Source organism: Pseudomonas sp. LBUM1643 (assembly GCF_059716215.1).
This window is the reverse complement of record NZ_CP166813.1, coordinates 71144-85193: the sequence shown is the minus strand read 5'-3', so window position 1 is coordinate 85193 and position 14050 is coordinate 71144. Positions and strand designations below refer to the sequence as shown.

Annotated in this window: 15 protein-coding genes; 12 read left to right on the top strand and 3 right to left on the bottom strand. The window is 58.5% G+C overall.

Annotation, left to right across the window (positions count from 1 at the left end):
• Positions 1-121: 121 nt before the first annotated feature.
• Positions 122-427, bottom strand: a complete 306-nt coding sequence (locus ACA063_RS00400) for a hypothetical protein (protein WP_497664364.1) — start codon at positions 425-427, stop codon at positions 122-124.
• A gap of 184 nt (positions 428-611) precedes the next feature.
• On the opposite strand from ACA063_RS00400, the gene ACA063_RS00395 reads away from it, so the two are divergent.
• The 3 genes from ACA063_RS00395 to ACA063_RS00385 all read left to right on the top strand — a co-directional run bounded on the left by ACA063_RS00395 (position 612) and on the right by ACA063_RS00385 (position 4257).
• Positions 612-1670: a PA0069 family radical SAM protein gene (locus ACA063_RS00395; RefSeq protein ID WP_497664363.1), complete on the top strand. Its 1059-nt coding sequence runs from the start codon at positions 612-614 to the stop codon at positions 1668-1670.
• A 244-nt stretch (positions 1671-1914) separates the two neighbouring features.
• The gene (locus ACA063_RS00390; RefSeq protein WP_497664362.1) at positions 1915-2649 is read left to right on the top strand and encodes a carbonic anhydrase; all 735 of its coding nucleotides are present in this window, start codon (positions 1915-1917) and stop codon (positions 2647-2649) included.
• 81 nt (positions 2650-2730) lie between these two features.
• On the top strand, positions 2731-4257 hold the full coding sequence (locus ACA063_RS00385) for a SulP family inorganic anion transporter (RefSeq protein ID WP_497664361.1): 1527 nt from the start codon (positions 2731-2733) through the stop codon (positions 4255-4257).
• A 58-nt stretch (positions 4258-4315) separates the two neighbouring features.
• On the opposite strand, the gene ACA063_RS00380 is transcribed toward ACA063_RS00385, so the two are convergent.
• On the bottom strand, positions 4316-4966 hold the full coding sequence (locus tag ACA063_RS00380; protein ID WP_497664360.1) for a hypothetical protein: 651 nt from the start codon (positions 4964-4966) through the stop codon (positions 4316-4318).
• 369 nt (positions 4967-5335) lie between these two features.
• Here ACA063_RS00380 and coxB point away from each other — a divergent pair, with 369 nt between their 5' ends.
• The 4 genes from coxB to ACA063_RS00360 all read left to right on the top strand — a co-directional run bounded on the left by coxB (position 5336) and on the right by ACA063_RS00360 (position 9777).
• A complete protein-coding gene (coxB, locus tag ACA063_RS00375; RefSeq protein ID WP_497664359.1) occupies positions 5336-6463 on the top strand; it encodes a cytochrome c oxidase subunit II in 1128 nt (375 codons plus the stop codon).
• An 82-nt stretch (positions 6464-6545) separates the two neighbouring features.
• Positions 6546-8132: a cytochrome c oxidase subunit I gene (ctaD, locus tag ACA063_RS00370; protein ID WP_150711544.1), complete on the top strand. Its 1587-nt coding sequence runs from the start codon at positions 6546-6548 to the stop codon at positions 8130-8132.
• A 180-nt stretch (positions 8133-8312) separates the two neighbouring features.
• The gene (locus ACA063_RS00365) at positions 8313-8864 is read left to right on the top strand and encodes a cytochrome c oxidase assembly protein (protein ID WP_497664358.1); all 552 of its coding nucleotides are present in this window, start codon (positions 8313-8315) and stop codon (positions 8862-8864) included.
• Between the two features lie 25 nt (positions 8865-8889).
• Complete coding sequence (locus ACA063_RS00360; protein ID WP_497664357.1) at positions 8890-9777, top strand: cytochrome c oxidase subunit 3; 888 nt, start codon at positions 8890-8892, stop codon at positions 9775-9777.
• Between the two features lie 4 nt (positions 9778-9781).
• Here the strand turns inward: ACA063_RS00360 and ACA063_RS00355 are convergent, their stop codons facing one another.
• Positions 9782-9985, bottom strand: a complete 204-nt coding sequence (locus tag ACA063_RS00355) for a twin transmembrane helix small protein (protein WP_008064738.1) — start codon at positions 9983-9985, stop codon at positions 9782-9784.
• A 70-nt stretch (positions 9986-10055) separates the two neighbouring features.
• Here ACA063_RS00355 and ACA063_RS00350 point away from each other — a divergent pair, with 70 nt between their 5' ends.
• From ACA063_RS00350 to ACA063_RS00330, 5 genes are read left to right on the top strand one after another with little or no spacing between them, the layout of a single operon-like run.
• Positions 10056-10796, top strand: a complete 741-nt coding sequence (locus tag ACA063_RS00350) for an SURF1 family protein (RefSeq protein ID WP_497664356.1) — start codon at positions 10056-10058, stop codon at positions 10794-10796.
• Positions 10762-11355 (top strand): PA_0111/PP_0108 family redox-active disulfide protein, encoded by a 594-nt coding sequence (locus ACA063_RS00345; protein ID WP_497664355.1) that lies wholly within the window; start codon positions 10762-10764, stop codon positions 11353-11355. The genes ACA063_RS00350 and ACA063_RS00345 overlap by 35 nt, the downstream gene beginning before the upstream one ends.
• Before the next feature lie 10 nt (positions 11356-11365).
• Positions 11366-12445 (top strand): COX15/CtaA family protein, encoded by a 1080-nt coding sequence (locus tag ACA063_RS00340; protein WP_497664354.1) that lies wholly within the window; start codon positions 11366-11368, stop codon positions 12443-12445.
• Entirely contained in the window at positions 12433-13332 is a 900-nt protein-coding gene (cyoE, locus tag ACA063_RS00335) for a heme o synthase (protein WP_497664353.1), read from the top strand. The genes ACA063_RS00340 and cyoE overlap by 13 nt, the downstream gene beginning before the upstream one ends.
• Positions 13329-13964 carry an SCO family protein gene (locus ACA063_RS00330; protein ID WP_497664352.1) on the top strand — a complete coding sequence of 212 codons (636 nt, stop codon included), beginning with the start codon at positions 13329-13331 and terminating at the stop codon, positions 13962-13964. The genes cyoE and ACA063_RS00330 overlap by 4 nt, the downstream gene beginning before the upstream one ends.
• Positions 13965-14050 lie beyond the last annotated feature (86 nt).

Genomic DNA, 14050 nt, shown 5'->3' with positions numbered 1-14050 from the left:
ACCGTTGTCAAAGAATCGTGAACATAAAAAAACGGCACCTGAACTTAGGTGCCGTTTAATAGTTATTCGTTAACAAAACACTTCAACTCAAGGGTTGCTGGAAGCAATGGTTCAATAGCAATCAAGGATTAACAATTTTCGAATACGCTTTCGCCAACAGTACCAAAACTGCTTTGTCCTGCGCATCGATATCACCGTCGCCATCTATGTCGACTTGAGCGTCGCGCATGGTGAAGGTCACACCGCCGTCATTCGAAACGGCTTCACGCCTGGTGGAGTCCAGCAGAGAGTAGGTGGGCTCTCGGTTGACGGGATCATAGCCTTCTTCTTTTAAAGCAAATTGCATGGAAACCCGAACTTCTTTCGGGCTAACGATAGAAGGCGCTGACAATTGTAGAAAGATGCCACGCTGATTGTAATGAGACATTTATTAAGTCCTTTTAATAGTGGGAACACGAAAACTCCATGTGCCAGGAAGAATACTGACAGCGCCGATGAACGTGCCAGCCGACATATGTTTCTCATGATGACCCGCCCGAAAACGCCGAACGGCACTGGTCGATTCCCCCGCGGACCGATACTGTATGCACGTACAGCAAAGGGAATTTTCGATGACCAGTCCTCTACCACCTCGCGGTCGCGGCACCGCCACCAACCCGCACAACCGCTTCGCACCGAATCGTTCGGTGGCGGAAGATGACGGCTGGTATCAGGAAGCTCCCATCACCCAAGGCACCGAAGTTCGCATCGAAACGGCGAAAACCATCATCACCCGCAATAACTCACCCGACTTACCTTTTGATCGCTCGATCAACCCCTATCGCGGCTGCGAGCATGGCTGCATCTACTGCTATGCGCGTCCCAGTCACGCGTATTGGGACATGTCACCCGGACTGGACTTCGAAACCAAACTGATCGCCAAGACCAATGCCGCCGATGTCCTCGAGGAGCAGCTGTCCAAGCGCGGTTACCAGTGCGCGCCCATCAACCTGGGCTCCAACACCGATCCCTATCAGCCGATCGAGCGTGAGCACAAGATCACCCGGCAAACCCTCGAAGTGCTGCTGCGCTACCGTCACCCGGTGACCATCATCACCAAAGGTTCGCTGATTCTTCGGGACCTGGATCTGTTGGCCGAACTCGCCGAACAGCGACTGGTGGCTGTGATGATCAGCCTCACCACTCTGGACGACGAGCTCAAACGCATCCTTGAACCCCGCGCCGCGGCTCCCAAAGCCCGACTGCGGGCAATACGCGTCATGCGAGAAGCAGGAATACCGGTAGGCGTGCTGTGCTCACCGATGATTCCGATGATCAATGACAGTGAGCTCGAAAGTCTGCTGACTGAGGCGCAAGCCGCTGGTGCGCAGAGCGCTGCCTACATGATGTTGCGCCTCCCGTTGGAAGTGGCGCCGCTATTTGAGGAATGGCTGGCTGCGCATTACCCTCAACGCGCTGCGCATGTGTTGAGTCTGATTCGCCAAAGCCGTGGCGGTGAGCTTTACGACAGCAGGTTCGGTTCTCGAATGCGCGGCGAGGGCCCGTTCGCCGACCTGCTTGCGCAGCGGTTCGCTAAAACGATAAAACGCCTGGGGCTTAATCGTCGGGAAGGTTTTAATCTGGACTGCGACGCCTTCTGTCCGCCGGGTCGCCAGATGTCGTTGATTTAGAGACAATTAGCCTATGGTTGAGTAGGAGCAAAAGTATCTTGCCATTACGCCAGTCACGTTTTTTGTGACCTGGAACACACGTTCTAGAGCGGTTGATTCAGTTTGAGTTAAGTTTCGCGGGCTACCTTGTTCATCGAGTGACTGACGGGTCGCGATTTCCGACCTGGATGTTTTTTAGACAGCCACTGGCTTCACACCGGACAAAACGGGAAACTTCCCTGACTCCGCCAATGAGGATCAATTCATGAGTGACAAGGATAAACAGCCGTTGGCTGCGTCGGCTTCCACACCACCTGCTGATGTGGAAAGCGCCGATGCAGCGCTGCGTCATATCGTTGACGGCTTTTTGCATTTTCATCATGAGATCTTTCCGCAACAGGAAGAACTCTTCAAGAAACTCGCGACGGCCCAACAGCCTCGGGCAATGTTCATCACCTGCGCCGACTCGCGCATCGTCCCGGAGCTGATCACCCACAGTTCGCCTGGCGATCTGTTCGTTACCCGCAACGTCGGCAATGTCGTACCGCCTTACGGTCAGATGAACGGTGGCGTTTCCACCGCCATCGAGTACGCGGTGCTGGCGCTGGGTGTGCAGCACATCATCATCTGCGGCCACTCCGATTGCGGCGCAATGCGCGCAGTGCTCAATCCCGATAGCCTGGAAAAAATGCCCACGGTCAAAGCCTGGCTGCGGCACGCCGAAGTTGCGAAAACCATGGTGCACGACAACTGCGACTGCGCCGACGAAAACGAGACGATGCACATCCTCACCGAAGAGAATGTGATCGCTCAATTGCAGCACTTGCGGACCCATCCGTCCGTGGCCTCGCGCATGGCGAACGGCCATCTGTTCATCCATGGTTGGGTGTACGACATCGAAACCAGCGCAATCAAAGCTTACGACGCGGACCAGGGATGTTTCCTGCCGCTGGATGGCACCCATCCGATTCCGGTGGCGACGCCCAAAGCACGCTTCTAAATCCTCCTAAGTGACATAGCCGAGGCTGCAGATCCTGCAGCCTGGCTTTGCCATGCCTGAAAAAATATCGGGAGAATCACCATGCGTGTTGCGCAACTCAAAGCTGTTCTGCCACGGGAGCTCCTCGCTTCAGTGGTCGTCTTTCTGGTCGCTCTGCCTTTGTGCATGGGCATCGCCATCGCTTCTGGACTACCACCCGCCAAAGGTTTGATTACCGGGATCATCGGTGGCCTGGTGGTCGGCTGGCTGGCCGGCTCACCCCTCCAGGTCAGTGGGCCGGCGGCGGGGCTGGCTGTTCTGGTGTTCGAACTGGTGCGCCAGCATGGCATCGCCATGCTCGGGCCAATCCTGCTGCTCGCAGGTTTTCTGCAACTGGTCGCTGGGCGCTTGAAACTCGGTTGCTGGTTCCGGGTGACAGCGCCGGCTGTGGTGTACGGCATGCTCGCCGGGATCGGTGTACTGATCGTGCTGTCCCAGGTGCATGTCATGCTCGACGCCGTGCCCAAACCCTCTGGCCTGGATAACCTTGCAGCGTTCCCCGCCGCCGTCGCGCAAGCTTTACCGTCCTTCGGCTGGCAGGCTGGTTTGCTCGGGCTGTCGACGATTGCGGTGATGTGGCTGTGGGAAAAATTCCGTCCGCATTCTCTGCGCTTCATTCCTGGCGCCTTGCTTGGCGTAGGACTGGCGACAATCGCCAGCCTGATGCTCGCCCTGCAAGTGAAGCGAGTGGAGGTCCCGGCCAATCTGGCAGAGGCCATCGACTGGCTAAAACCTGCGGACCTGCTCAACCTGGCGGATCCGACGCTGTTGATCGCTGCATTCGCCGTGGCGTTTATCGCCAGTGCCGAAACCCTGCTCTCCGCCGCAGCGGTGGACCGCATGCACAGTGGTCAGCGCTCCGATTTTGATCGCGAATTGTCGGCTCAAGGCGTGGGCAACATGCTCTGCGGACTGCTCGGCGCGCTGCCAATGACCGGCGTAATCGTGCGCAGTTCTGCCAACGTTCAGGCCGGCGCTACCACCCGTATGTCAGCGATTTTCCATGGCCTGTGGTTGCTGGCGTTCGTGTTGCTGTTATCGAGCCTGCTGCAAAGTATCCCGGTGGCGAGCCTGGCGGGTGTTCTGGTTTACACCGGCTTCAAACTGGTCGACCTCAAGGCCTTTCGCGGCTTGAGTCGTTATGGCCGGATGCCGATGTTCACCTATGCGGCCACCGCGCTGGCGATCATCTTCACCGACCTGCTGACTGGCGTGCTGATCGGTTTTGGCCTGACGCTGGCCAAGCTGGCGTGGAAAGCTTCACGCTTGAAAATCAGCTTGGTGGACCTGCCTCAGGAAGGTGAAATGGAGCTGCGGCTGACGGGCGCCGCGACCTTTTTAAAGGTACCGGCGCTGACCCAGGTGCTGGGAACCATTCCACCGGGCGCGACGGTGCACGTGCCTCTCAACAACCTGAGTTACATCGATCACTCGTGCCTTGAATTGCTTGAGGAATGGGGACGGGCCAATGCGGCCAAAGGTTCGAAGCTGCTGATTGAAGCGCGAGGGTTGAAGCGCCGATTGGAGGGGCGGTTGCGGACGACGTCCGGCGTAGGTTCAGCCATGTAGATAACACTGTGGGAGCGAGCCTGCCCGCTCCCACAGGGGAAATGCATCATGCAATGGATCAGGCCGCTGGTTGATCCAGTTCCAGGCCCACGCCTAACCGGCGTGACATGCACGGCCAGCGCTTCCACGCGGCGCCGGTGTCCGGGCTACTGAGTTTCTCGCGGTAGGCTTCCACAGATTCCAGCGCGAAGCTTTGGTCATCGAGCAGCTCGTCCAGAGCGTGATGCACCACCTCATCCAGCTGGTTGGCAAACGACTCACCGATCAATTGATGGGCAATCAGGTTGGCAACAGTCATGTCCAACGGGATCAATGGCTGGCCCAGATGTTTGATGTACAGGTCATTGACCTCTTCGACAAACCGATGCGCCAGGTAGGCCTCATCCAGCAGGCTGTCGAGCCCGACGTGCCCGGCCATGATCGCCGGCGGTTGGAGGAAGTATTGCTCGGCGATTTTCAGCACCGGTTTGATCTGTGACTCGATACCTGCTTCCTTGGCCACTTCGTTGGCCGCATCCAGCAAATCAGGAACCTCGTCGATGTAGGTCGCGACAAAACGCGTCAGTACGCCGTTGGCGTCATTCTCCGGCAGTTGGATAGCCGGGTGTAAATGAGGCAGCTTGCTTTCCAGCTGACGAGTCAGCAGGCCGGTTTCGGCTTCATGTTTTTGGGCTTTTTGGATCTGCTCGCGCAATGCGGCGGTGTTCATGAAAACTCCAGGTAACAAAGGCAAAGAAATAGGGAAGACATAACTTAGCTGGCGCAGGAAAAATCCTAAGACGCATTTGTCATAATTATTTCATCCTTAAGACATCAGCGTTATATCCATTTGCCACCACTCGTCTGCATCCTTCTCCAATCGTGCCCTTGAGCGCAAGTCCCGTCTGTTTCAGTTCATTTACGCCATCGCATTGCGGGCTTGCAGTCGCTGTCTATACTCGGGTTGGAATGGAGTTAGCTGATGACGCCCGACTGCACACGCAGCAAGGCCCGGCAATCAAGTTCGTAGTCTGAAAAGCCGCTCCCTTGCCGCAGGTGAAAGCCGGCGGGATAACAAGAACGATAAGGGGAACCCGCAATGATGCGACATCCACACGTCTGGATGGGCCTCCTGTTGTGGTCGATTTTCAGTCAGGCACAAGCGGCCTGGACTGTGAATATGGCGCCTGGAGCGACTGAAATCAGTCACGCAGTATTTGACCTGCACATGACCATTTTCTGGATATGTGTAGTGATCGGTATCATCGTCTTCGGCGCCATGTTCTGGTCGATGATCCTCCACCGCCGCTCGACCGGGCAGGTGGCCGCAAAATTTCATGAAAGCACTACCGTCGAAATCCTCTGGACCATCGTGCCCTTCCTGATCCTGGTGGCGATGGCGGTTCCGGCGACCGCTACCCTGATCAAGATGTACGACGCCAGTGAGCCGGATATCGATATCCAGGTCACCGGGTATCAGTGGAAGTGGCACTACAAATACCTCGGCCAGGACGTTGAGTTCTTCAGCAACCTGGCGACTCCGGCCGACCAGATCCACAACAAGGAAGCCAAGGGCGAGCATTACTTGCTTGAGGTCGACAAACCGTTAGTGCTGCCGATCGGCGCCAAGGTGCGCTTCCTCGTCACCTCCGCCGACGTGATCCACTCCTGGTGGGTGCCGGCCTTCGCGGTCAAGCGCGACGCGATTCCGGGGTTCGTCAACGAAGCCTGGACCCGAGTCGACAAGCCCGGCATCTATCGTGGTCAGTGCGCCGAATTGTGCGGCAAGGACCATGGCTTCATGCCGATCGTAGTCGAGGTCAAGGAAAAGGCCGATTACGAAAAATGGCTGGGTGAGCGCAAGGCTGAAGCCGCACAACTCAAAGAGCTGACCAGCAAGGAATGGACCCTCGACGAGCTCAAAGAGCGCGGCGACAAGGTTTACCACACCACCTGTGTGGCTTGTCACCAGGCCGAAGGTCAGGGGCTGCCGCCGATGTTCCCGGCACTCAAAGGCTCGAAAATCGCCACCGGACCGAAAGAAGGCCACCTGAGCATTGTCTTCCACGGCAAGCCTGGCACCTCCATGGCAGCGTTCGGCAAACAGCTCTCGGAAGTCGATATCGCGGCCGTCGTGACCTACGAACGAAATGCCTGGGGCAACAACAAAGGCGACATGGTCACTCCAAAAGAAGTGCTGGAGCTGAAACAGGCGGAAAGCAAATGACCCAGTCTATTGCGCATGTAAGGAACCGGTCGGGGCAGCGCGCCCCGGCTTGCCCAGCCCATCTGTTTGCAGGAGACACGCCATGAGCGCCGTCATCGATGACCATGGTCATGCCGACCACGCCCACGGTCCCGCCAAAGGCCTGATGCGTTGGGTGCTGACCACCAACCACAAGGACATCGGCACGTTGTACCTGTGGTTCGCGTTCTCCATGTTCCTGCTGGGGGGCTCGTTCGCGATGGTGATTCGCGCCGAGCTGTTCCAGCCAGGTCTGCAAATTGTCGAGCCGGCGTTCTTCAACCAGATGACCACCATGCACGGCCTGGTGATGGTCTTTGGTGCGGTGATGCCGGCGTTCGTCGGCCTCGCCAACTGGATGATCCCGTTGATGATCGGCGCGCCGGACATGGCCCTGCCACGGATGAACAACTTCAGCTTCTGGCTACTGCCAGCGGCGTTCATCCTCCTGGTATCAACTCTGTTCACCCCCGGTGGCGGACCAAACTTCGGCTGGACGTTCTACGCCCCGCTGTCGACAACCTATGCGCCGGAAAGCGTGACGTTCTTCATCTTCGCCATCCACTTGATGGGGATCAGCTCGATCATGGGGGCGATCAACGTGATCGCCACCATCCTCAATCTGCGCGCCCCCGGCATGACGTTGATGAAAATGCCGCTGTTCGTCTGGACATGGCTGATCACCGCGTTCCTGCTGATCGCGGTGATGCCAGTGCTGGCGGGTTGTGTGACGATGATGCTGATGGACATTCACTTCGGCACCAGCTTCTTCAGTGCCGCCGGTGGCGGTGACCCGGTACTGTTCCAGCACGTGTTCTGGTTCTTTGGTCACCCCGAGGTGTACATCATGATCCTGCCGGCCTTCGGTGCCGTCAGCTCGATCATTCCGACCTTCTCGCGCAAGCCGTTGTTCGGCTACACCTCAATGGTTTATGCGACGGCGAGCATCGCGTTCCTGTCGTTCATCGTCTGGGCGCACCACATGTTCGTGGTGGGTATCCCACTGGTGGGCGAGTTGTTCTTCATGTACGCCACGTTGCTGATTGCAGTGCCGACCGGGGTGAAGGTGTTCAACTGGGCCAGCACCATGTGGCAAGGCTCGCTGACCTTCGAGACGCCGATGCTGTTTGCGGTGGCGTTCGTGATCCTGTTCTCCATCGGCGGCTTCTCCGGGCTGATGCTGGCCATCGCCCCGGCGGACTTCCAGTACCAGGACACTTACTTTGTGGTCGCGCATTTCCACTATGTGTTAGTACCGGGAGCGATCTTCGGGATTTTCGCGTCGGCTTATTACTGGCTGCCGAAATGGACCGGCCACATGTACGACGAAACCCTCGGCAAGCTGCACTTCTGGCTCTCGTTCATCGGCATGAACATGGCCTTCTTCCCGATGCACTTCGTGGGTCTGGCGGGGATGCCGCGGCGGATTCCGGACTACAACCTGCAATTCGCCGACTTCAACATGGTGTCGTCGATCGGCGCATTCATGTTCGGCGCCACACAGATCTTCTTCCTGTTCATCGTGATCAAAACCATCCGTGGCGGCCCTCCTGCACCGGCCAAACCCTGGGATGGAGCGGAAGGTCTGGAGTGGAGCATTCCGTCACCGGCGCCGTATCACACCTTTACGACTCCACCGGAAGTGAAATGAACACCCTGGCGGGCGAAGCCTTTGTGGCGAGGGGATTTATCCCCGCTCGGCTGCGAAGCAGTCGTAAAACCAAAACACGCGGCGTGCCTGATACACCGCGGTTGCAGGTTTTGGGGCCGCTTCGCGACCCAACGGGGATAAATCCCCTCGCCACAGGGTTCTCGCTGGAGGATGGAAACCATGGCTGATTCAATTTCAATGAAAAAGCTGGTCACCCGGCTGCTGTTGGTGGTGGTGGCGATGTTTATTTTCGGCTTTGCCCTGGTACCGATCTATGACGTGATGTGCAAGGCGTTCGGCATCAACGGCAAAACCGCAGGGCAATACGAAGGGGAGCAAACCGTCGATACGTCACGGCAAGTGCGCGTGCAGTTTCTGTCGACCAACTCTGCGGACATGTCCTGGGACTTCTATCCCAAGAGTGATGAATTGACCGCCAACCCGGGTGCCGTGAACGAGATGATCTTCATCGCCCACAACCCGACCGACAAACCGATGAGCGCCCAGGCCGTGCCAAGCATCGCGCCCAGCGCCGCGGCGGCGTACTTCCACAAGACCGAATGCTTCTGCTTCACCCAGCAAGTGTTGCAGCCCGGTCAACGGATCGAGATGCCGGTACGTTTCATTGTTGACCGCGACATGCCCAAGGATGTGAAGCACCTGACGCTGTCCTACACGCTGTTCGATATCACCGCCCGACATCCACCGGTGGCTTTAAACACTGGCGGCTGAGCGTGCCCGATAAGGAGAACAATAAATGGCAACTCATGAGCACTATTACGTACCGGCCCAAAGCAAATGGCCAATCATTGGCACGCTCGGCATGTTTGTCACCGTGTTCGGCCTCGCCACCTGGTTCAACGACCTGAAGGCAGTGCGGCCCGATTCCCACGGCCCACTGATATTTTTCGTCGGTGGCCTGCTGCTGGCCTACATGCTGTTCGGCTGGTTCGGGACGGTGGTCAAGGAGGGGCGCGCGGGCTTGTACAGCGCTCAAATGGATCGCTCGTTCCGCTGGGGCATGAGCTGGTTCATCTTCTCGGAGGTGATGTTCTTCATCGCCTTCTTCGGTGCACTGTTTTATGTGCGGCACGTCTCGGGACCGGCACTCGGCGGTGAAGGCCCCAAAGGCATCGCTCATATGCTGTGGCCAAACTTCGAGTTTGTCTGGCCGCTGCTGAACAATCCCGATTCGAAACTCTTCCCGCCACCCAAAGAAGTCATCAGCCCGTGGGGCCTGCCGCTAATCAACACCGTTCTGTTGGTGAGCTCCAGCGTCACGCTGACCATCGCTCACCACGCCTTGAAAAAGGGCCATCGAGGCGCGCTGAAAATCTGGCTGGCGATCACTGTACTGCTGGGTTGCGCGTTCCTCGGCTTTCAGGCCGAAGAGTACATGCACGCCTACCGTGAGCTGGGGCTGACACTGGGTTCAGGCATCTATGGCGCGACGTTCTTCATGCTCACCGGTTTCCACGGCGCCCACGTGACCATCGGCACCATCATCCTGATTGTGATGCTGATGCGGATCCTGCGCGGGCACTTCGACAACGAGCATCAGTTCGGCTTCGAAGCGGCGAGTTGGTATTGGCACTTCGTGGACGTGGTGTGGATCGGTTTGTTCGTATTCGTTTACGTGCTCTAAGGCCCTACCAGGGCGCGTGAGAAACCAGCTGGCCGCTGAAGAAACCCCAGGCAATCAAGCCGACGGTGATGGCGGCCAGGGCCACACGAACACTCAAGGCAATGACGAGGCGGTTCGAGCTGCTGTCGTCCTTGACCAGAAAAAACAGGCCGCTGAACAGGCTGACAACCGTGGCAATCAGCATCAGGACGATGGCTGCTTTGAGCATGGTGAGACTCCGGGGGAAAGGCGATGCACTTGAGTATAGCTATCGCGATTACCGACTTTCTGGCGACGCCATGAAGCGCTTCCGGCCGGGCGTCGTGCCAACACTAGTGGTCGCCATGTTGCTGCCCCTGCTGGTGTCGCTCGGGTTCTGGCAGCTGAACCGGGGCGCTGAAAAAAGCGCCCTGCTGCACAGCTACGCCGAGCGTCGTGCCGCCGAACCGATGGCAAGCACCGAACTGCCACACACTGAAGACCCTGCTTTCCGCCGCGTTCGCTTGCACGGTCAGTTCGATGCTGCGCACAGCCTGCTGCTGGATAACCGCCAGCGCGACGGAAAAGTCGGCGTCGAGTTGCTGCAACCCTTTCAGGACCAGGCGACCGGTCTTTGGTTGCTGGTCAATCGCGGCTGGCTGCCATGGCCGGATCGGCGCACTCCACCGCAGTTCAGTACACCAACTCAGGCGTTGAGCCTTGACGCCTGGGTCTACGTCTCGCCTGGCGCAACCTTCCAGCTGCACGCCGACCCCAGCACCACGACCTGGCCACAACTGGTGACTGCCGTTGATCCGGCAAAACTCTGGACGGCGCTCGATCGGGAAGGCTTCGCCTACGAATTACGTGCCGAAACCGGCCCGGCGACCTATCAGGCCGATTGGCCGGTGGTTGCCATGGGCCCGGAAAAACACATCGCTTACGCCGTGCAGTGGTTCGCCATGTCGATCGCCCTGCTCGGCCTTTTTATCTACCTCGGCTGGCACAACGCAAAGGAGAAACACCATGGGAGCGGCCATGAATCCACCCAGCATGTCTGAGGCGAAAACGCCGGCAAGTCGGCGTAAAGGTCGCTTGCAGTTGCTGCTGATCCTGCTTGGGGTGATCGGTCCGATGATCCTCGCCACTGGCATGTACAAATTGCAGTTCTGGGTGCCGGAGGGTCGCAGTTATCACGGTGAGTTGATCGGCAATGGCCAGACGCGCGCCGACCTCGGTGTACAGGCGCAAGAGGATCGCTGGCAGATGCTGGTGACGGCGCCCAGGGATTGCTCGGTGGACTGCCAGCAACTGGTGTATCTGGCCCGGCAGATTCAGATCGGCCTTGGTCGCGATGCATCACGCGCCAGTCACGCATTGGCTGCCGCGCAACCGTTGAGCAGCGAGTACGACGCCAAGCTGACCCGCGAGTACCCGCAACTGCAACGCTACCCCATGGACCTGACTACCTTCAGCAAGACGACAGGTGACAAGGCTGTGCCGCAGCTGTGGATCATCGACCCCCACGGCAATCTGGTGCTGCGCTACGACCCGACCGTCAAGGGCAAGGACCTGCTTAACGACCTGCGTCATCTGCTGAAACTGTCGAACATCGGATAAGGGCATCGTCATGGCCAAACCTGGATTTCGCCTCGCGCTGTTTGCCACCTTGCTGGCACTGATTGTGGTGTTGCTCGGCGCCTATACCCGCCTGACCCACGCGGGCCTCGGTTGCCCGGACTGGCCGGGCTGCTACGGCTTTATCAGCGTGCCGAAAAGCGAAGCCCAACTGGCTCATGCCGAATTGCACTTTCCTGATACGCCGGTCGAAGCCCATAAGGGCTGGAACGAGATGATCCACCGTTATTTCGCCGGCACGCTGGGGCTGTTGATTTCGGTGCTGGCCGGGCGTGCCTGGGTGCATCGGCGTCATCCGGGGCAACCCGTGAAGTTACCGTTGTTCCTGCTGGCGGTGGTGATTGCGCAGGCCGCATTCGGTATGTGGACGGTGACACTCAAGCTCTGGCCGCAAGTGGTCACGGGGCATTTACTCGGCGGTTTTGCGACCTTGAGCCTGTTGCTTCTGCTGACCTTGCGCCTGTCCGGCGTGTTGCCCGCGCTCACCGTGCCACGGCGCTTGCAGTACTGGGCCACCGCAGGACTGCTGCTGGTTATAGGGCAGATCGCCCTCGGCGGATGGGTCAGCTCCAACTACGCGGCCGTGGCGTGTATCGACTTCCCGACCTGTCATGGGCAATGGCTGCCGCCAGCAGATTTCGCCAACGGCTTTCATCTGACCCAACACATCGGCCCGAACTACCTGGGTGGGCAACTGGACAGTGATGCCCGTACCGCCATTCACCTGACCCATCGCATCGGCGCGCTGTTGGTGACCCTCGTACTGCTCGGGCTGGCCTGGCAACTCAAAGTGGTCGGCATGACGCGGCTGGCGGGGCTGGTGCTGATCGCGCTCGGCGCACAAATCACCCTGGGCATCAGCAACGTGATTTTCCACTTGCCGCTACCTGTAGCCGTCGCTCACAACGCCGGTGGTGCGGCACTTTTACTGACGATGGTGCTGGTCAATTATCACGCGCGAACCAGTCTGGTTCGGGTCAAGCAGCAAACTCCCGCGCGCTGGCGTTTCAGTCCGCGTAAGCATTCAGCCGGGCCCATAACAATAAAAGGAGAGATGCCATGGCGACTCTGATCGGCGAACGTCACAGCCAGGCGATCTGGCGTGACTATTTGGAGCTGACCAAGCCGAAAGTGGTGGTGCTGATGCTCATCACCTCACTGGTCGGCATGTTTCTCGCGACCCGCGCTGGCGTGCCGTGGACGGTGCTGATCTTCGGTAATCTGGGGATTGCCTTGTGTGCCGGTGGCGCAGCGGCGGTCAACCATGTGGTGGATCGGCGTATCGATGCGGTGATGGCTCGTACGCACAAACGGCCGTTGGCTGAAGGTCGGGTCTCACCGACTGCTGCACTGACGTTTGCTCTGGTATTGGCGATGCTCGGCCAGGCGTTGCTGCTGGCTTTCACCAACCCATTGACCGCGTGGCTGACCCTCGCCTCGTTGCTCGGTTACGCCGTTGTTTACACCGGATTCCTGAAACGCGCGACGCCGCAGAACATCGTAATCGGTGGCCTGGCCGGCGCTGCCCCGCCACTGCTCGGCTGGACCGCCGCTACCGGCCATGTCAGCGCTGAACCGCTGTTGTTGGTGCTGATCATCTTCGCCTGGACCCCGCCGCACTTCTGGGCCCTGGCCATTCACCGCAAAGAGGAATACGCCAAGGCTGACATCCCCATGCTGCCCGTCACCCACGGCGAGCATTACACCAAGGTCCACATCCTGCTTTACACCTTCGCCCTGCTGGCCGTCAGCCTCATGCCTTACGTGATCCACATGAGCGGCCTGCTCTACCTGATTTGCGCGCTGGGCCTGGGCGCGAGGTTTCTGCAATGGGCCGTGGTGCTGTACCGTGGCACTCGGCCGCACGCGGCGATCAACACCTTCAAGTACTCTATCTACTACTTGTTCCTGCTGTTTATCGCGCTGCTCGTAGACCACTACTTACTGTTGAACCTATGACTCGAACCCAGAAAACCGTCTTCATCCTCGTCGCCCTGATCGCGCTGGTCCTGGGCCTGACCATCAACAAAGTGCTGTCCGGTAAAGGCCAGGGCGACCCGACGGCATTGATCGACGCCGGGATCATTCTGTTGCCGCAAAGCCGTAACCTGCCGGACGTGACAATGACCGATCAGGACGGCAAACCGGTTGCGGTCGACGAGCTGAAGGGAAAATGGTCGCTGCTGTTCTTCGGCTACACCTTCTGCCCGGACATCTGCCCAACCACCCTCGCCCAACTGCGCCAGATCAAAAGCGAACTGCCACCGGAGGCTGTGGATAAGTTGCAGATCATCTTGGTAAGCGTTGACCCGAATCGCGATACGCCGAAGCAACTCAAGCAATACCTCGGCTACTTCGATCCGCAGTTCATAGGCCTGACGCCGAGCTCGATCGAGGACCTGCAAAAATTCACCAACGCGGTCAGCATCCCGTTTATTCCTGCGGACACGAGCAAGCCGAATTACACGGTTGATCACAGTGGCAACCTGGCGGTGATTGGCCCGGACGGCACACAGCGCGGGTTTATTCGGGCTCCGTTGAATAATGTGAAGCTGGTGGCGCAGTTGCCGGTGATGCTTAAACGCAAGTAAGCAAACACCGCATAACCCTGTGGGAGCGAGCCTGCTCGCGATTTCGGTCTGGCATTCAACATCAATGTTGGCAGTGATGGCGCAAT

What these genes read in the sequence shown, in the direction of transcription:
- ACA063_RS00400 (WP_497664364.1), bottom strand. Translation starts at nt 427, where the DNA reads ATGTCTCATTACAATCAGCGTGGCATCTTTCTACAATTGTCAGCGCCT.
- ACA063_RS00395 (WP_497664363.1), top strand. Translation starts at nt 612, where the DNA reads ATGACCAGTCCTCTACCACCTCGCGGTCGCGGCACCGCCACCAACCCG.
- ACA063_RS00390 (WP_497664362.1), top strand. Translation starts at nt 1,915, where the DNA reads ATGAGTGACAAGGATAAACAGCCGTTGGCTGCGTCGGCTTCCACACCA.
- ACA063_RS00385 (WP_497664361.1), top strand. Translation starts at nt 2,731, where the DNA reads ATGCGTGTTGCGCAACTCAAAGCTGTTCTGCCACGGGAGCTCCTCGCT.
- ACA063_RS00380 (WP_497664360.1), bottom strand. Translation starts at nt 4,966, where the DNA reads ATGAACACCGCCGCATTGCGCGAGCAGATCCAAAAAGCCCAAAAACAT.
- coxB (WP_497664359.1), top strand. Translation starts at nt 5,336, where the DNA reads ATGATGCGACATCCACACGTCTGGATGGGCCTCCTGTTGTGGTCGATT.
- ctaD (WP_150711544.1), top strand. Translation starts at nt 6,546, where the DNA reads ATGAGCGCCGTCATCGATGACCATGGTCATGCCGACCACGCCCACGGT.
- ACA063_RS00365 (WP_497664358.1), top strand. Translation starts at nt 8,313, where the DNA reads ATGGCTGATTCAATTTCAATGAAAAAGCTGGTCACCCGGCTGCTGTTG.
- ACA063_RS00360 (WP_497664357.1), top strand. Translation starts at nt 8,890, where the DNA reads ATGGCAACTCATGAGCACTATTACGTACCGGCCCAAAGCAAATGGCCA.
- ACA063_RS00355 (WP_008064738.1), bottom strand. Translation starts at nt 9,985, where the DNA reads ATGCTCAAAGCAGCCATCGTCCTGATGCTGATTGCCACGGTTGTCAGC.
- ACA063_RS00350 (WP_497664356.1), top strand. Translation starts at nt 10,056, where the DNA reads ATGAAGCGCTTCCGGCCGGGCGTCGTGCCAACACTAGTGGTCGCCATG.
- ACA063_RS00345 (WP_497664355.1), top strand. Translation starts at nt 10,762, where the DNA reads ATGGGAGCGGCCATGAATCCACCCAGCATGTCTGAGGCGAAAACGCCG.
- ACA063_RS00340 (WP_497664354.1), top strand. Translation starts at nt 11,366, where the DNA reads ATGGCCAAACCTGGATTTCGCCTCGCGCTGTTTGCCACCTTGCTGGCA.
- cyoE (WP_497664353.1), top strand. Translation starts at nt 12,433, where the DNA reads ATGGCGACTCTGATCGGCGAACGTCACAGCCAGGCGATCTGGCGTGAC.
- ACA063_RS00330 (WP_497664352.1), top strand. Translation starts at nt 13,329, where the DNA reads ATGACTCGAACCCAGAAAACCGTCTTCATCCTCGTCGCCCTGATCGCG.